The 16,855-nt window shown below is 69.7% G+C and carries 14 protein-coding genes and 1 pseudogene; 5 read left to right on the forward strand and 10 right to left on the reverse strand.

Annotated elements, in window-relative coordinates; all coding sequences use genetic code 11:
- Positions 1-70 precede the first annotated feature (70 nt).
- From AB0H62_RS11770 to AB0H62_RS11800, 7 genes are all read right to left on the reverse strand, one after another.
- Complete coding sequence (locus AB0H62_RS11770) at positions 71-784, reverse strand: SDR family oxidoreductase (protein ID WP_220245168.1); 714 nt, start codon at positions 782-784, stop codon at positions 71-73.
- Complete coding sequence (locus AB0H62_RS11775) at positions 781-1,581, reverse strand: alpha/beta hydrolase (protein WP_360585738.1); 801 nt, start codon at positions 1,579-1,581, stop codon at positions 781-783. The genes AB0H62_RS11770 and AB0H62_RS11775 overlap by 4 nt, the downstream gene beginning before the upstream one ends.
- Positions 1,582-1,609: 28 nt before the next feature.
- Entirely contained in the window at positions 1,610-2,728 is a 1,119-nt protein-coding gene (locus tag AB0H62_RS11780) for an LLM class flavin-dependent oxidoreductase (protein ID WP_220245170.1), read from the reverse strand.
- Positions 2,725-4,296, reverse strand: coding sequence for a long-chain fatty acid--CoA ligase (locus tag AB0H62_RS11785; RefSeq protein ID WP_360585741.1), 1,572 nt, complete (start codon positions 4,294-4,296; stop codon positions 2,725-2,727). Before AB0H62_RS11785 ends, AB0H62_RS11780 begins: the two co-directional genes overlap by 4 nt.
- Positions 4,293-5,330, reverse strand: a complete 1,038-nt coding sequence (locus AB0H62_RS11790; protein ID WP_360585743.1) for an LLM class flavin-dependent oxidoreductase — start codon at positions 5,328-5,330, stop codon at positions 4,293-4,295. The genes AB0H62_RS11785 and AB0H62_RS11790 overlap by 4 nt, the downstream gene beginning before the upstream one ends.
- A gap of 104 nt (positions 5,331-5,434) precedes the next feature.
- The gene (locus AB0H62_RS11795; protein ID WP_360585745.1) at positions 5,435-6,439 is read right to left on the reverse strand and encodes a phosphotransferase family protein; all 1,005 of its coding nucleotides are present in this window, start codon (positions 6,437-6,439) and stop codon (positions 5,435-5,437) included.
- Positions 6,436-7,716 carry an acyl-CoA dehydrogenase family protein gene (locus tag AB0H62_RS11800; RefSeq protein WP_360585747.1) on the reverse strand — a complete coding sequence of 427 codons (1,281 nt, stop codon included), beginning with the start codon at positions 7,714-7,716 and terminating at the stop codon, positions 6,436-6,438. Before AB0H62_RS11800 ends, AB0H62_RS11795 begins: the two co-directional genes overlap by 4 nt.
- A gap of 204 nt (positions 7,717-7,920) precedes the next feature.
- On the opposite strand from AB0H62_RS11800, the gene ribB reads away from it, so the two are divergent.
- Both ribB and AB0H62_RS11810 read left to right on the forward strand, forming a co-directional pair.
- Positions 7,921-8,568 carry a 3,4-dihydroxy-2-butanone-4-phosphate synthase gene (ribB, locus tag AB0H62_RS11805; RefSeq protein WP_360585749.1) on the forward strand — a complete coding sequence of 216 codons (648 nt, stop codon included), beginning with the start codon at positions 7,921-7,923 and terminating at the stop codon, positions 8,566-8,568.
- A complete protein-coding gene (locus AB0H62_RS11810; protein ID WP_220245176.1) occupies positions 8,565-9,227 on the forward strand; it encodes an HAD family phosphatase in 663 nt (220 codons plus the stop codon). Before ribB ends, AB0H62_RS11810 begins: the two co-directional genes overlap by 4 nt.
- 13 nt (positions 9,228-9,240) lie before the next feature.
- On the opposite strand, the gene AB0H62_RS11815 is transcribed toward AB0H62_RS11810, so the two are convergent.
- Positions 9,241-9,798, reverse strand: a complete 558-nt coding sequence (locus AB0H62_RS11815; protein ID WP_360585751.1) for a hypothetical protein — start codon at positions 9,796-9,798, stop codon at positions 9,241-9,243.
- Positions 9,799-10,040: 242 nt separating this feature from the next.
- Here AB0H62_RS11815 and AB0H62_RS11820 point away from each other — a divergent pair, with 242 nt between their 5' ends.
- On the forward strand, positions 10,041-11,360 hold the full coding sequence (locus tag AB0H62_RS11820; RefSeq protein ID WP_360585753.1) for a PQQ-binding-like beta-propeller repeat protein: 1,320 nt from the start codon (positions 10,041-10,043) through the stop codon (positions 11,358-11,360).
- A gap of 61 nt (positions 11,361-11,421) precedes the next feature.
- Here AB0H62_RS11820 and AB0H62_RS11825 read toward each other — a convergent pair whose 3' ends face one another.
- The gene (locus tag AB0H62_RS11825; RefSeq protein WP_220245179.1) at positions 11,422-12,300 is read right to left on the reverse strand and encodes a LysR family transcriptional regulator; all 879 of its coding nucleotides are present in this window, start codon (positions 12,298-12,300) and stop codon (positions 11,422-11,424) included.
- 184 nt (positions 12,301-12,484) lie between these two features.
- On the opposite strand from AB0H62_RS11825, the gene AB0H62_RS11830 reads away from it, so the two are divergent.
- A complete protein-coding gene (locus tag AB0H62_RS11830) occupies positions 12,485-13,825 on the forward strand; it encodes an MFS transporter (RefSeq protein ID WP_360585755.1) in 1,341 nt (446 codons plus the stop codon).
- Positions 13,822-14,869 (forward strand): annotated as a pseudogene (locus AB0H62_RS11835) (IS481 family transposase). The gene AB0H62_RS11830 and the pseudogene AB0H62_RS11835 overlap by 4 nt, the downstream one beginning before the upstream one ends.
- On the opposite strand, the gene AB0H62_RS11840 reads toward AB0H62_RS11835, so the two are convergent.
- Positions 14,812-16,713, reverse strand: a complete 1,902-nt coding sequence (locus AB0H62_RS11840) for an FAD/NAD(P)-binding protein (protein WP_360586003.1) — start codon at positions 16,711-16,713, stop codon at positions 14,812-14,814. The pseudogene AB0H62_RS11835 and the gene AB0H62_RS11840 overlap by 58 nt on opposite strands.
- Positions 16,714-16,855: the final 142 nt, after the last annotated feature.

Genomic DNA, 16,855 nt, shown 5'->3' on the forward strand with positions numbered 1-16,855 from the left:
TAACCAGGACCGGGCGCGGGAAGAACGCTCTTCACGTGCGGCTGTTGGAGGTCCACACAAAACGCGCGGGTCAGCCGCCGCCGAATGTGGCGAGCAGACCGCCGTCGACGGGCACGGTCGCGCCCGTCATGTACGTCGAGCGCGCCACGGCCACGATGACCTCGGCGATCTCGGCCGTCGTCCCGATGCGTCCGGCGGGAATCTTGTCGACGATGCTCTTGCGGGCCCGATCGCTGAGCCCCGCGGTCATGTCGGTGTCCACAAAGCCCGGGACCACGAGGTTCACGCGCACACCTCGCGGAGCGAGCTCCACGGCGAGCACCTGCGTCAGCCCCGACAGCCCCGCCTTCGCCGAGCCGTACGCGACGTCGCCGGGAAAACCACGCAACCCGACGACCGCGCCGACGTTGACGATCGCCGAACCGCGCGCCAGTTTGGGCACCACCGCGCGGCAGACCTCGAACGCGCCGGTGAGGTTCGTGGCGAGCACCTCGTCCCACGCGGATCTGGCGAGCGCGTCGATGCGGCGGCCGCGGTGCACGCCGGCGCTGTTGACCACCACGTCGATCGAGCCGAACCGCTCGGTCACGGCCTCGACGCAGCGGTGGATCGAGTCCTCGTCGGTCACGTCGCCCTTGACCTCGAGCACGCGGTTCGGCACCGCCGGCGGCGAGGAGCCGGCCGAACGCGCCAGCGACGCCACGTTGTCACCCGCGGCGGCGACGTGGTCGACGACGGCGCGGCCGATTCCGCGCGAACCGCCGGTGACGAGCCAGGTGGTCATCGGTTCAGGAAGCCGGTGAGCTCGGCGAGGTAGGTGTCGCGGTCCTCCAGGAACGGCGCGTGGCCGGCGTTGGGGAATTCCACAAGCCGCGCGTCGGAGCACAGGTCACGCGCGGCTTCGGCGCCGGAGAAGGGCACGAAGGCGTCCTTGCGCCCGTGCAGGAACAGCACGGGAACGCCGAGCCCGCCGAGGATCTTGCGCTGGTCGAGCTCGGCCAAGTCCAGCAGGGATTCGTCGCCGATCGGGCCCATCTCCATGAACATCCCCCACAGCCAGGTGAGCGTGTCGGCCGTTTGCGGCTCGGCGCACACGGCTTCGGCGACGCCCTTGAACGTGTTAGAGCGGTCGGCGGCAGCCGCGCCCAGCACGGCCTTGACGTCGTCGACCCCACCACCGTGCGGCCAGTCCGAAGTGGACGTGTAACGCGGGGTGGCACCACCGGTCAAGACCACGCCAGAGCAGTTCGAGCCCAGCTTCGCCGCGGCGTCGACGGCGACTGCGCCGCCGAGGGACCAGCCGTCGACCACGGGCGCACGCAGGCCGAGGTGCTCCACGAGCCGCACGACGTCGGAGCCGAGCGCGGAGATCGTCACGTCGGAGAAATCGTTGTCCGAGCGGCCGCACGCGCGCTGGTCCAGCAACACGACCTCGTTACCGTTGGCGCGCAAGGCCGGCGCGGTCGTGTCCCAGCAGCGTGCGGTCGCGCCCCAGCCGTGGATCAGCACGATCGGGCGGCCCGAGCCCCGGTGGTGCTCGAAGTACACCCGCCGGCCGTCTTCGACCTCTAGGTAGCCCATGGGATCTCGCCTCTCTCCTCGATGAAAATCAATGGATGGCAGCGACTTCTGCGCGCAACGCCCGCGGCACGACCGGCGGCCGGTCGCGGAAGCGGGGCAGCACGTGCTCGGCGAACAGTTCCAGCGAGTGCAGCACCTTTTCGTGCGCGAGGCCACCGATGCGCATCCAGCAGATGAGGTGCTGCAGCCCGGTTTCCTCGTACAGCGTCTCGATCTCGGCGACCAGCCCCGCCGGGTCACCCACGTAGACCACGCCGCTCTCCCGCAGCCCGTCGAGCGTCGGCCCGCCCGCTTCCTCCGACGCGGCAACGAGTTCCGCGTAACGCTCGTAGGTATGCGGTGCCCGGGGCCCGCTCGGCACGAGGTCGAGCACGTGGCGGTAGTACCAGGACAGCGGTTCGGCGACGTTCGCCAGTGCTTCCTCGGTGGTGTCGGCGAGGTGGACCTGCCAGTTCATCGGGAAGTCGAGCGACAGCGGGTCGCGGCCGCCGGTGATGAGCGAACGCTTGATGTCCACCACCAGCCGGTTCAGCTCCGGCAACGTCATCAACGTCGGCGTCACCAGCAGGTTGTACCCCTGCGCGGCCGCCAGGTGGAACGTCTCGGGGCTGATCGACGCGACGTAGATCGGCGGGGTCGGGCGCTGCACCGGCGTGGGCCGGCAGTCGACCTCGGTCAGGTCGAAGTGCTTGCCGTGAAAGGAGAACGGCTCGCCCGCGCGTTTGCTCCACAGGCCGCGCACGATTTCCAGCGCCTCGTCGAACACCTCGCGGCTCACGTCCTGGCGGTCGCCGACGCCCATGTTGTGGAACTCGCCCGGCTGGTAGCCGCGGCCGGCGCCGAAATCGAGCCGACCGTTCGACAGCACGTCGACCATCGCGTAGTCCTCGGCCACGCGCACCGGCCAATCGAAGGTCAGGTTGCTGACGGCGATGCCGATGCGCATCCGGCTCGTGCGCTCGGCCACCGCGGCGGCCGCGACCTGCGGCGACGGCATCGAGCCGTAGTCGCTGCCGTGGTGCTCGGCGAGCCACACCTCGTCGAACCCGAGCTGCTCGGCGTACGCGATCTGCGCGAGCATCTCCTCGTACGCGCGGCGGAAGTCGTGGTCGCGGCACTCGAGGACATAGAAGACGCCGAACTTCATCCGGCACCCCCCGCGGCCACTTTCGCGCGCAGCACCTTCTTGTCGATCTTGCCGACGCTCGTGCGCGGCAGTTCCCCGACCACGAGCACGCCCTCGGGCAGCCACCAGCGCGGCACGCGTTCACGCAGGTCAGCGAGGATTTCCGCCGACGTGTCCGCACGGCCGGGTTCGAGCACGACGAGCGCGTACGGCCGTTCCTGCCAACGCTCGTGCGCCACAGCGACCACAGCGGCCTCGGCCACGGCGGGGTTGGCCGTGAGCGCCTGCTCCAGCGCGACGGAACTGATCCACTCACCACCGCTCTTGATCAGGTCCTTGGCGCGGTCGACGATTTCCAGGTACCCGTCGGCGTCGATGGTCGCGATGTCACCGGTGCGCAGCCAGCCGTCGGCGAAGCTGTCGGGGTGCTCGTCGCGGAAGTACTGCGTGGCGACCCACGGCCCGCGGATCAGCAGCTCACCGCGCGAAACGCCGTCGTGGGGCCGGTCGGTGCCGTCTTCGCCGACGAGCCGCCAGCGCAGGCCGGGCAGCAGCCGGCCCTGCTTGCGGACGCTGCGGCGCCGTTCGGCCGGATCCGTCACGGTCGGCAGCGGCCGCGAGAACGTGCCCATCGGCGAGATCTCCGTCATCCCCCAACCCTGGAACGACGGGATGCCGAGCTCGTCGAGGGCGCGCAGCAGCTCGTCGTCCGGGGGCGAGCCACCGAGCACGAGCGCGCGCAGACTGCTCAGGTCGGCGCCGGTCGCGGCGACGTGACGGACGAGGTCGGCCGCGACGGTCGGCACCATGCCGGTGTAGGTCACGCGCTCGGCCTCGACGATTTTCGCGATCTCGGCCGGCACCGGGTGGGGACCGGGCAGCACCTGCTTCGCGCCCGTCATGAGCGCGGCGAACGGGATTCCCCACGCGTTGGCGTGGAACATCGGCACGACGTGGAGCACGGTGTCGCGCTCGCTGATCGCGTGGCCGTCGGCGAGGCAGGCGGCGAAGGTGTGCAGGTAGAGCGACCGGTGCGAGTAGCCGACGCCCTTCGGCGGGCCCGTGGTGCCGGAGGTGTAGCAGAGCGCGGCGAGATCGTTTTCGTTGATCCGCGGCGGGTTCTCGAAGGGCAGCCCCTCGGATACGAGGTCCTCGTAGGTGAGTACCCCAGGCGCGGAGCCGTCGGTGGCGACAACGAGCATCGCCGGCCGCTCCGCCCGCGCCACCTCCAGCCGGGGCAGCAGCGACAGATCGGCGAACACCACGACGTCCTCGGCGTGGCCCAGCACGTACGCGATCTCCGTCGGCTCGAGCCGCAGGTTCACCGTGTGCAGCACGGCGCCCGCGAGCGGCACGGCGAAGTACAGCTCGAGGTGGCGGTGGTGGTTCCAGGCGAGGGTGGCGACCCGGTCACCGGGCCGCACCCCCAGCCTGACCAGGGCGCCGGCGAGCGCGACGACGCGTTCGTGGAAGTCCCGGTTGGTGTACCGGTGCGTCTCGGCACCGCCGCCGTACTCCACGATCTCCTGGGCGGGGAAGAACTCCCGCGCGCGGTGCAGGAGGTCGGTGAGCACGAGCGGCTGGTTCACCCCGCCACCCCCGCCTTCTCGCCCAGCCGCTCCCGAACCTGCGGCACGACCTTCGTGGCCAGCAGCTCGATGCGCGCCGAACCGCTGTCCACCGGCTCGCCGGGCAGCTGCGCCCAGAAGTGCACGTCCTTGATCTGCGGCTTGTCCTTCAGCAGCGCCGTCAGCTCGTCGACGGCCGTGGCCACGTCCCACAGCTGGAACGCGCCACCTTCGACGATCTGGTCCGCGTTCTCGAACTTCGGCACCACGTCGGGCGGGCCGAAGGCGCCCCACTCGATGTAGTTGTTGAGCTGGTACAACGCGTACTGCCCGATCCGCGCCCACTCGCGCTCCGGGTCCTCGGCGATCACAGCCCACTGGCCGGCGAAGATCTGGCCGTCGGCCGAGGACTTGCCCACGCGGTCCAGCGCGTCCAAATAGGACTGCTGGTGCACGTTCTGGGTGCTGAGGAACCCGTCGGAGATGCGGGCCGCGCGCTCGATCGCCGGGTCGGCCATCGCGCCCACGAGCAGCTTCGGGAGGACCTCCGGCTTCGGCGTGATCCGCACCGACGGCAGCGAGAACCGCTTGCCCTCGAACGGTTTCTCCTCACCCGACCACGCCTGGCGGATCACCGCCACGCTCTCTTCGAGCAGGCTCGGCCGGTGCTTGAGGTTGCGGTCGAACGCCGCGAACTCCGGCGCCCAGTAACCCTGGCCGAGCCCGAGGTCGAAGCGACCGCCGGTGAGCAGCGACAGCGTCGCGGCGTCCTCGGCGAGGCGCACGGGGTTGTGCAGCGGCGCGATCACGAGGTTCGTGCCGATGCGCATGGTCTTCGTGCGCTCGCCGATCGCCGCGGCCAACGTGTACGGCGAGGGCGTGTAGCCGTCCTCGCAGAAGTGGTGCTCGGTCAGCCAGACCGAGCCGATCCCGACGCTCTCCGCCCACGCGAGCTGGTCCAGCGCTTCGCGGTACAGCGTGGAAAAGGGCCGGAACCACTGCTCGGGGTTGCGGAAGTCGTACCAGAGCCCGAAATTGACGCTTTGCTCGGTCACGCCGTCTCCTTTGTCGACGTAGCGGCTGGTTGTCTCCCACCGTGCTCAGCCGGCCGGCGGCAGGCCAGCCCCGATCGCGCGGGCCGTTGTGGCTCGCTCCAACGTCAGGGCGTCACCCCCGCCGTGTCGAGGGCCTCGTCGAGGAGCGCGGGCACGTCGTGCTCCAGCGCGGCGGCGTAGGCGCTGGTGAGATCTCCAGTGAGGAACTGCGACCACGCGGCCTCGACGATCGCGGCGAGCTTGAACAGCGCGAGGCACTGGTAGTAGCGGATCTGCGGGAGCTCGCGGCCGACGAGCTGCTCGTAGCGCTGGACCAGGTGCTCGCGCGGCGGCGCGCCGGGGGCCCGGGACACGCCCTGGACGGCGGGCATCGCACTGCCTCGGCCACCCCACAACGCGAGCAGCAACCCCAGGTCGAGCAGGGGATCGCCGATCGTGGCCATCTCCCAGTCGATCACGGCTTTCAGGCGCGGTTCGTGCACGGAGAACAGGCAGTTGTCGAGGTGGAAATCGCCGTGCAACAGCGCGGGTTCGCTCGGCTCCGGCTTGTTCTGCTCCAGCCACGCGGCGATCTTCGGCATCGCCGGCAGCGGCCGTCGCGCGATGCCTTCCCACTGCCGGTACCAGCGCTCGACCTGCCGATCGAGGAAGTTCTCCGGCCGCCCGAACCCGGTCAGCCCGGCGGCTTGCCAGTCGAGCGTGTGGACGGTGGCGAGCGCGTCGACGACCTCGTCGGCCACCTGCGTCATGTCCTGCGCGGGGTAGGGCAGCGTGTCCGTGATCGACACCGAGTCGGCCACGTGCTCCATGATCAGGAACGGCGCCAGCGTCTGCTCGGGGTCCTCGCACAACGCGATGGGCTTCGGCGCGGGGACTTTCGTGGGAGCCAACGCGGTCAGCAGCCGGTGCTCCCGCGCAACGCTGTGCGCCGACGCCGACAACGCGTGATCGGGCGGCCGGCGCAGGACGTAACTGGTGCCGTCGCCGGTGAGCAGGCACGTCTCGTTGGAGTTCCCGCCGGTCAGTTTCCGCAGCTCCCACGGCCCGGGGTCGCCCGTGTGCGCGGTGAGCCAGCCGGCCGGCGACCGGTCCAGCAGCCGCGTGCTCACTGGGCCGCCGTGAACTCTTCGAGCCGGTCACGGAACTTCTCCAGCGCCGCGGCCCGCCGCGTCGGGATGTGCTCCGTCGGCACCTTCGCCGGCTGGTACTTCTTGAGCAGCCGCCGCGCGACGGTCACCCGGTGCACCTCGTCGGGCCCGTCGTAGATGCGCGCCGCGCGGGCCCAGCGGTACATCTGCTCCAACGGCATGTCCGTGGAGAAGCCGAGCGAGCCGTGGACCTGGATGGCGCGGTCGATCACGTCGTGCAGCACCGTGGCGCCGTGGTACTTGATCATCGCGATCTCGGTGCGCGCGGCCTGCGCGCCGACCTGGTCGATCCGCCACGCCGTCTGCAGCGTCAGCAGCCGCGTGGACTCGATCTGCGCGGCGCTGTCGGCGACCCAGTTCTGCACCGTCTGCTTGTCCGCGAGCGGTCCACCGTGGACGTCGATGCTCACCGCGCGTTCGCACAACATGTCGAACGCCCGCCGGCACACGCCCACCCACCGCATGCAGTGGTGGATCCGCCCGGGCCCGAGCCGCTTCTGCGCCAACGCGAACGCCTCACCGCGCTCACCCAGCAGGTTCTCCTTCGGCACGCGGACGCCTTCGTACCCGACCTCGCAGTGCGACCAGATGGCGTTCTTGTGGTCCGGGTCGTTCATCAGCCCGATCTCGCGCGTCGTGATCCCCCGCGCGGTGGTGGGCACGATCAGCATCGACATCCGGTGGTACGGGTCGGCGTCGGGCTCCGTCACGGCCATCACGATGTGGAAATCCGCCCGCGAGGCGTTGCCGACGAACCACTTCGCGCCGTCGAGCACCCACTCGTCGCCCTCGAGCCGCGCCGCGGTGGTGAACTGCCGCGGGTCGGACCCGGTGCCCTGCTCCGTCATGGAGAAGGCGGAGAGCAGCTCGCCGTCGAGCAGGGGCCGCATCCAGCGCGTCTTCTGGTCTTCAGTGCCCGCGATCGCCAGCAGCTCCGCGTTGCCCGAGTCCGGCGCCTGGCACCCGAAGACGTAGGGCGCGTACTCGCTGGTCCCGAGGATCTCGTGCAACAGGCCGAGCTTCAGCTGCCCGTAGCCCTGGCCGCCCAGCTCGGGCCCCAGGTGCGCGGCCCAGAGGCCGTTGTCCTTCACGGCCTGCTGCAACGGCGTCGCGACCCGCCGGAACCCCGCGTGGTCCAGCCCCAGCACCTCCAGCGGGTAGATCTCGGCGCGTACGAACTCCCGCGCCCAGTCCAGCTTCGCCGCGAACTCCGGTTCCGTGGAGAAGTCCCAGGTCATCTGCCGCCCTTCCGGTTCGCCGTACGCCCCTCACGCTAGGAAGGGCGCGCCGGGCGAACCAGCCGCGCGACGGCGGGCCGTTGTGGATTTCCACAGCGGCTGCTCCACCCGGCGCAACCGGGCGTCACCCGACGGGAGCCGGTACCCGACCGTGGAGTGGCTCGTCCCGGTGACCGGGACACCGCGACCTTAAAGTCGGCGACCATGATCCCCGCACAACTTCGCCCTTCGTCCGGATTGGACACCGTCGCCGCCGCGCTCCTGGACCTCCGGTCCGGCCGGCCGGTGATCGTCGTCGACGACGAGGACCGCGAAAACGAGGGCGACCTCATCATGGCCGCCGAACACGCCACTCCCCAGGCCCTCGCCTTTTACCTGCGCCACACCAGCGGACTGGTCTGCGCGCCGATGACTCCGGAGATCGCGGACCGGTTGCGGCTGCCGCCGATGGTGCAGGCGAACGAAGACCCCGCGGGCACTGCCTACACCGTGTCGGTCGACGCCGCGGCAGGCATCGAATCCGGCATCTCCGCGGCAGACCGCGCACACACCCTGCGCCTGCTCGCCGACCCCGCCACCACGCCCGGCGCGCTGTGCCGGCCGGGGCACGTGTTCCCCCTGCGCGCGCGGGCCGGTGGCCTCGCCGAACGCCGCGGCCACACCGAGGCGTCCGTCGAACTGATGCGGCTGGCCGGGCTCGCGCCGGTGGCCGTGATCAGCGAAGTGTGCAACGACGACGGCAGCGTCGCCCGCCTGCCTCAGCTGCGCGCGCTCGCCGACCGGCTGTGGCTCAAGGTCACATCGATCGAGCGGATCTGCGCCTTCGCGCCCCAGCCCGCGGCGGCCCGGTGACGCTCACCGCCACGGTCTTCGACCTCGACGAGACGCTGGTCGACAGCGCCACCACTTGGAACCGGGTCTTCGCCGCGGTCGCCACCCGCCACGGGGAGGCGTGGACCCCCGCCGACTGGGCCGCGATCCAGGGCAAGAGCACCGCGCACTGGGCCGCGTACCTCGCTTCTCGCTGCGCCGGCCTCACGCCGGAGTCCGCCGTCGCCGAATGCGTCGACGGCATGGTCTCGGCTGTTCGGCGCGGCGAGTTCGGCCTGGTCCCCGACGCCGCCGACCTCGTCGCCACGGCGGCTGAACTGGGCCCGGTCGCCCTGGTCTCCGCCTCACCCCGCCCCTACGTCGAGGCCGCGATCACCACGTTCGGCCTCCCTTTCCGCACCACGGTGACGGGCGACGACGTCACCCGCGGCAAACCCGCGCCCGACCCGTACCTGCTCGCCGCACAGCGCCTCGGCCTGGCTCCGGCGCAGTGCCTCGCCGTCGAGGACTCGAGCTCCGGCATCCGCTCGGCCCACGCGGCCGGCATGACCGTGCTCGCCATCCCCAACCCGACCGCCGCGCGCGACTGCGCGGCGCTCGCCCTCGCCGCCCACCACGCCACCGACGCCTACATCGCGGCGAAGACCGTGGACCAGCTGCTGCGGGCGGCCGGCCGGTAGTCCGGCTCGGCGCTCAGTCGGTGACGAACCACTGGCCGCCGCGGTACTCCAGCGTGACGTCGCCCAGGTCGCTGTCGGTGAACTTCACCGCGGCCCGCACCGCGGCGGCCGGGATCTCCACCTTCGTCGAGCTGTCCTCCGTGACACGGGCCCGGTCGACGGTCGCGCTCTGCAGGGCCTTCTTCTGCGCGGGGGAGATCATCTGGAACATCATCGGGAACGTCTGCTCGCACGGTCCCCACCCTTCGTCCTGCGCCTTCTTGGCGGCCGGCGCCGCGATCTCGCACGCCGTCGCGAGGTCCTGCTCGCCGACCGCGTGCAGATAGGTCTCGTAGCGCGCGACCGCGCCGGCCGCGGACTTCTCCGAGGTAGCCGACTGCGACGACGTGGCCGGCGACGACGAGGTGGCCGGCTGCGTCGAGGTCGACGGCGGCGCGGACGAGGTGGCCGTGGACGGTGGCGCCGGGCTGCTCGACGCAGCCGGCGCCGCCGAGCCGGCGACGCCGCTCGAGCATCCGGCGATCAGCAGGGCAGCGCCCGTGGTCAGGACGAGGAGTGCGCGAGCGGACATGGGGGCACCTTTCGGATCAGGAAGAACATCCGGAGGGTAAGGGACCGCGGATGGCCTGTGGGGCGGAACCGGAAAGCCCGACGATTCGTCACACGGAGGCGGGTTTCACCGCGAGATCTTCGCCGACACACCGCCCTGATCAGGAAATAGTGACACATTCGTATGAACTGCCACATTGCGCGCATCCGCTCGGCTATGGTGCGGCGGTCGAAGCAGTTGACCTTGGGGGAAGGCAGGCGCACATGCGACGAGCTTTGGTCATCGTGGCGTGTTTGGGGACAGCGATCACGGTCGCCGGCTGCGGCGGCGGCACGAACGACGGCACCGCTTCGGCGCCGTCCGGATCAGCACCCGCCGCGCAGCAACCGGCATCCACCGAGCCCGCGGCCACGACCGCCGATCCGCCGACCGCGTTCGACGCCGGCGCCGGCGTCGGCCTGCCCGCCGAGGCACTGCGCGCCAACGTGGCCGGCAGCGTCGTGTCGACGTTCACGACCTTGCGCGACCGCACCGCCTACATCATCACGCCGACCGCGCTCAACGCGGTGGACGTGCTGACCGGCCGGCAGAAGTGGACCGTCGCGGTCGCCGGCAAGCCCGGCGACCCGTACAACCAGAGCACGCCGTTCGTGAACGAGACCGGACCGCGCCCGCCGGCCGTCGGCGACAAGCTCGCGGTCGGCGCCGTTCCGGTCCTCATGCCGGAACAAGGCACCACCCCGTCCTACATCACGCTGTCGGTGGTCGCCGCCGACAAGGAAACCGGCACCAAGGCCTGGCAGGCGGACATCAAGGTGTCCGACGACCAGTACGCCGACGCCGGCAACGCCGTCACCCAGGTCGTCGCCGTCACCGACAAGGCCGTCGTCGCGAGCTACAGCCAGGACGAGGACCACGTGACTGCCGCGCTCGACCCGGCCACCGGCAAAACCCTGTGGCAGCGCAAGGACTACGTGGCCGGCAGCCTCCACGGCGACATCCTCGTCGGCACCGACTTCAACGTGCCCGAGAACTCCTCGATGACCCAGGCCACCGCGCTCGACCTGCTCACCGGACAGCAGAAGTGGATCGGCGCGCGCGAGTCCTACGGGCTCACAATGGTCCAGGCCGATCCGGCGCTCGTCGTGGCCAACCGCACCGACTACGGCTCCGGCCATTCCTTCCTGCTGTTCCTCGACCCCGCCACCGGCGCCGAGAAGGCCAAGATCGAAGGCGCGCACGGCTTCGGCTCCCAGGCCTACGGCGACTGCCTCTACGACCAGCAGTCCGTGCTGACGTGTGAGGAAGACGGCGTGCTCACCGGCTACGACGCCAAGACCGCCGCCAAGCTGTGGAGCCTGCCGGACCAGGCCACCAACCGCGTCGCACCGAGCGTCACCGTCGCCTGGCACGGCGCCCTGTACGGCAAAACCCAAGGCGGCCAGCCGATCGTGCTGGACGCCAAAACCGGCAAGGACTTGTCCACGGAGAACGTCGGCGCCGCCCCGGTCTTGGTCAGCGAGTACGCCGGCATCGGGGCCGACCAGGACGGAGCGCCCAAGGCTTATCCGGTCAAGAAGTGAGCTGACCGCCTGGTTGTTGCCGGCCAACAGGTTGTTGACCACGCAACGCTGACTCCGTGCCTTACGCCTGGGTGAGTGCGTAGAGGAGGTGGCGGAGCGCGTTCGCGTCCTCGTGGTCTTCGCGCCAGATGAGTCGCAGCTGCAGCGGAGGTGCGTGCACGTCGAGCTTTGCGAGCCGTCGCGAGCCGAAGTCAGCGTGGACTGCGAACTCGGGCAGTAGCGCGATCCCGCGACCGGTGGCGACCCATTCACGGACCTGCGCAAGTCCGCCGACGGCGGTCAGATCGACGTCGGGGCCGAGCCATCGCTTGGTGGCCATCCAGAACGAGCAGCGGGCTTCCCTGCCGATCAGACCTCCTGTCTGCTGGATCTCCTGCATCGTGACCGGATGCCCGAGGAGTGGATGATCTGGCGGGACCACCACAGTCATGGGGACCTCACGGACGTCGAGATACTCCAGGGCTGAGGCAGGTTGGGCGAACCCAAGATCCCCAACGCGTTCCCCGGCGTCGAGGAGTACCGCGACGTCGATCTCGTCGCGATCGAGCGCGTCGAGGAGCCGAGCGCGGTCGGGATCGGGGCGTAGGTGCACTTGGAGGTCCGGCCGCGCTCGGCGAAGGTCGTCCAAGACAGCGGGTAGGAGTTCGTCCGCGATCGAGGCCTGGGCTCCCACGGTGAGTCCTGGAGCGGCATGAAGTTGCTCGGCCGCGACATCGAGTGCCTCAAGCGCTTCGCCTGCGCAGATGAGATAGGCACGGCCGGCTGTGGTCGGATTCATGCCGGTCCGATCGCGTGTGAACAACGGGACCCCGAGCTCGCCTTCGAGCCGGCGTATCCGATCAGAGATCGAGGACGGCGCAAGGCCCAGGACTGCTGCCGTCTGGTTGACCGTTCGATGCTGGACTAGCGCGATCGCCGTGCGCAGTTGGTCGAAGTCCACACGCTCACTCTAGGCGGGTGTTCGGATATTCCGAATGCCGATGCGGTGGTGGCGGTCGAACCGAACCCTGCGAAAGCGGACTCTCCTCTCTCGACGAATCATTCTCGCCGGACCAAGGAGATCCATGCCAGAAGTATCAGCCAAGTCCGCCAGGCGCCAGCAGCGTCGGCCAATACCGCAGCTCGTGGGCATCTCGCTGGCTTACTTCATGGTGCTGCTGGACACCACGGTGCTTGCCGTGGCCGAGCCCAGCATCATGGCCTCACTACACATCGACGTCGTTGGCGTTGGGTGGGCAACCACGATCTACACCATGGCGCTGGCATCCGCCTTGGTCTTCGGCGGCAGCCTGGCCGACCGCTGGGGGGCCCACCGACTCTTCATCGGCGGTGTAATGGGCTTCGGCGCGACGTCCTTGGGCTGCGCGCTCGCGCCCACGCTGTCGGTTCTCCTGGTGTTCCGGGCCATGTTGGGGCTGTTCGCCGCAGCCATCATCCCGAGCTCACTGAGTCTGATCGCCAGCCTGTACCTCGACCCAGTGCGCCGCGGGAGCGCCATCAGCGCGTGGGCCGCGATCAGCGGCGTAGCGATGGCTGCCGGGCCCGTACTCGGCGGGTGGCTCATCGCCGTCGATGGTTGGCGGGCAGTCTTCGTGATCAACGCTCCGATGGCCCTTGTCGTCTTGGCACTCTGCCGGACGTCCATCGCGCGCACGCGGCACGCACGCGCCATCTCCTGGCTACCGCACCTCGGACTGGCAGCAACGTTGGCCACCGCAACGCTCTCATTCACCCAGGCAGGGCAACGCTCCTGGCTTCTGGCCGCGGTATTCGGTCTCATCGCCGTGGGGCTTGCGTATGGCACGACTGTGGTAGATCGAACCTCGCCCGCACCGCTGGTCCCGGCGGCACTGCGCGGTAACCGTCCGGTGTGGACGGCCTTCGGATGGGGCGCCGCGGTCAACTACGCCCTGACCACGGTGATCTTCTCTATCCCGCTCCTCCTGCACACGAGCGCAGAGGCAGCCGGAGCAACGCTGCTGCCGATGACCTTGCTGGTCGCCCTGAACCCGCTGCTCACCGGGCGCATCGTCGCCGCCTACGGACCCCTACGGCCGATCCGGATGGGCTTTGTCGCCTTCCCAGTGGGGCTGTGTCTAGTCGCGGTTGCAACGGCAGTCCAGCATCAACCGGTCGTCCTCGCCCTCGGGCTCTTGCTATCCGGGCTCGGAGTGTCCTGGACACTGCCCGCCTTGGTCGGCTTCGCTGTCAACCACGCCGCCCCCGAAGCCGCCGGCTCAATCGGCGGCATCCTCAACTCCACCCGACAAGCCGGCGCCACCATCGCCGCCGCCCTCGCTAGCGCCATGCTGACTCAGCACCACAGCAACACCGCCTCGGCCATGCCGTTCCTGATCGCGGCGGCAGTCTGCGCGCTCGGCCTCCTCACCGCCACGACGCAGCGCGTTGCCCGCACAGGAGCGCCATCCGTCGTCCGGACGAACGCAGCGGACAACCAGACATGACCCACGCCAACGCACCTTTGTCCACTGAAGGCCGCCGGCGGCTCGTTGTCCGCTGTCGCACCGACCGATCACTCACGTCGCCGCCGAGATGGGCATCTCGCGGGCATGCGCGTCGAAGTGGGTCAACCGCTACCGCCGCTACGGCGAACTCGGTCTCCTGGATCGCCCCTCGACGCCGAACCGTCAGCCGGCAGCCATCCCAAGCGAGGTGGTTAGCCGGATCGAAGAGATGCGGCATACTCACAAGTGGTCGGCTGCCCGCATCACCCACGAACTCGCCGCCGACGGAATCGTCATCTCCCGACGAACAGTCACACGCCACCTTGCGGCACTCGGGCTGAACCAGCGCCGCTTCATCGACCCGAACGGCGAGAACAACCGCGAGATCCGCAAGATCATCGCCCGCCGTCCCGGGCACATGGTCCATATCGATGTGAAGAAGGTAGGCCGGATTCCCGATGGCAGCGGCTGACGCGCTCATGGTCGGGAAGTGATCGAACTAAGGCTGCGGAGCGCATGAAGGCGAAGACGAAACGGCGTGGATACGTCTATCTGCGCTCCGCGATCGATGGCTACTCACGCCTCGCCTACACCGAAGCCCTCGCGGACGAGAAGGCCGCCACCGCGATCGAGTTCATGCACCGGGCCCGGGTCCGGTTCGCCGCGCACGGCATCACCCGGATCGAACGGATCGTCACCGACAACGGAGCCTGCTACCGCTCAGAGGCCTTCGCTCGGGCGTTGCTCGGCTCGCGAGAGCAGCGGATCACGCCGTACACGCCGCGGCACAACGGGAAGCTGGAACGCTACAACCGGATCATCTCCGAGGAGTTCCTCTACGCCCGCACCCGGACCTCAGAAGACCAACGCGCAGAAGCCCTCAAGATCTGGAACGTCCACTACAGCTACCACCGACCCCGCGGCTCTGCCGACGGAGAGCCGCCAGCCTCGCGGCTACGCGAAGGCGTCAGCAAGGTCCTGGCCTCCTACACCTGGTCCTCCGGTGACAGCCGGAGCAATTCCCGTGCCAGTGCGTCGTTCTGACGGAACATGATCGCGTTCGTCCGGGGCCGCGTGAACGCCCCGGGCGAACGGATGCTCGTGTGCACGCCCATGGCGAACCGGCGCGGGTGCGGGGTGCCCGCGGCGTCGACCAGGCGCGAATCCGTGATGCGCGTGGCGATCCGGCCCGACGGCTGGTCGTCGCCCGCCGCGTCGGGAACGGTTTCCTCGACCAACGCGCCGGCGTCGCGCATCTGGCGGAGCAAGGTGTCGAATACGCGCGGCACACTCGCTTCCGGCAGCCGCGCCTCGATCAACGTCCGGGCCCGGACCACGTCGGGGAAACTCGAACTCGACGCGGCGAAAACCCCCGCCGATTCGTCCGCCGTCACCAGTAAATCCGCGCCCAGGAACGAAATCAGCCCCGCGTCGGCCAGGGCCAGCAATTCCTCCAACCGGCGCGGCGGCGGCCCGCTCGCGTAGTAGGAAAAGAACCCGCGGAACCAGCCGTCCATGTCCGAGACCTGCGACGCCGCCGAAAGCCGGCCCGTCATCAGCAAGGCCGGCAGCTGTCCGACCACCGACAACAACGCCATGAACGCCCCGAGATCCGCGCTGAACCGCTGATCCGTGCGCCGCGCGAGATCGGCCTCCACGTACTCCCGGACGACCTTTCCGAATTCCTCCGGGGATTCGAAATGCGCGCCACCGAACGGCCGATCCAACCGCTCCAGGTCAAGCCGGTCCTGTTCGGCCGGCACTGCGGAGACAACCAGCGCGTCCATTTCGGACGCCCCCCAGTCCAGATCCGCGAACCGATCCGCGAACACCGCGAAATCCATCAGGACCCGCGAGGGATGACCGGTGAACAGCTCCGTGTAATACGCCCACGCCAGTTCCTTGGCGATCAACGGCCACACATCCGCGCGGAAGTCGATCGGCCCCGGCTTCGCGCACAGCGCCTCGATCGCGTAGGAATCGAAGAACCTGGGCAGCTGCAACGGTTTCCCGCGCAACCGGTACCCCGTCTTCGCGTGATACGGGACCCCGCGCCGCGAGCCGACGTGGAGCACCGGCTCGGCGCCGCTGGGGTGGTAACGCAGGCCGCCGCCGGGCAGGTCCTCGAAGCGGCCGCCGCGGCCCTCGGTGAGCAGGAGCATGAGGTCGACGAACGCGAGCCCGAACCCGCGCACCAGCACGGACTCACCCGCCGGCACGCCGGAGTAGTCGACGTCGGCGGTGTAGCCGGCCGGGTAATACGCCAGGTCGTGTCGCTCGGCGAACGACTCCAGCGCGCTCTCGGCCGGGTCCGGCGTCGCGTCGAGGTGGCCGACGGTTAGGAGCACGGCGTCGGCTGTCACTACCTCACCGTTGTCGAGGCGCACGCGCTGCGGCGGCCCGTCGTCGATCGCGACGGCCGAGCCGGCGTGCTCCACCACCTCGATGCCCTCGGGCAGCTCGGCGAGCACCTTCTCGTAGAACCACCTCAAGTACAGGCTCTGCAGCCGCCGCGTCGGGAAGTCCGTGCTGGCGAGCGCGTCGAACTCCGCACGCAGGTCTTCGGGCACGGGGAAGGACAAAGAGCCCGAACGGACCTCGCGGGCCCACTCGATGAGCGACGGCCCGGGCGCGACCGGTCCCGCCATGCGCACCGAGTCGTCCGTGTACATCGTGACGTCCTCGGGCATGGAGTTCATGCGCAGCAGCGGCGACTGCTCGTAGCGCCACACGCGGCCCGGCCCCACGGGGAACGGGTCGATCAGGTGCACCACGAAGCGCCGGTCGCCGAGCAGTTCGGGTGCGTTGACGGAGAGCCGCTCCAGGACGCCGACCCCGCGAGGTCCGGCGCCCACGACGGCGAGCGTGAACGTCGGGTGATCGGCCACGGACTCGAAGCTACGCCGTAAGGCGGCCACGAAGTGGCGCTCCCACAGTGCGGACACCGGTGCAACTGCACTATGCAGGGCGGCATCCGGCCGAGTGTGGCGCAGGCCACATCTCGCTACCCTCGTGATCTTGCCGGTGCTC

The sequence above is a fragment of the Amycolatopsis sp. NPDC050768 genome (assembly GCF_040654155.1).
GTDB lineage: Bacteria > Actinomycetota > Actinomycetes > Mycobacteriales > Pseudonocardiaceae > Amycolatopsis.

Coding starts and splice junctions, on each gene's coding strand:
- AB0H62_RS11800 (WP_360585747.1), bottom strand. CDS start 7,716: ATGACCTGGGACTTCTCCACGGAACCGGAGTTCGCGGCGAAGCTGGAC.
- AB0H62_RS11770 (WP_220245168.1), bottom strand. CDS start 784: ATGACCACCTGGCTCGTCACCGGCGGTTCGCGCGGAATCGGCCGCGCC.
- AB0H62_RS11775 (WP_360585738.1), bottom strand. CDS start 1,581: ATGGGCTACCTAGAGGTCGAAGACGGCCGGCGGGTGTACTTCGAGCAC.
- AB0H62_RS11780 (WP_220245170.1), bottom strand. CDS start 2,728: ATGAAGTTCGGCGTCTTCTATGTCCTCGAGTGCCGCGACCACGACTTC.
- ribB (WP_360585749.1), top strand. CDS start 7,921: ATGATCCCCGCACAACTTCGCCCTTCGTCCGGATTGGACACCGTCGCC.
- AB0H62_RS11820 (WP_360585753.1), top strand. CDS start 10,041: ATGCGACGAGCTTTGGTCATCGTGGCGTGTTTGGGGACAGCGATCACG.
- AB0H62_RS11815 (WP_360585751.1), bottom strand. CDS start 9,798: ATGTCCGCTCGCGCACTCCTCGTCCTGACCACGGGCGCTGCCCTGCTG.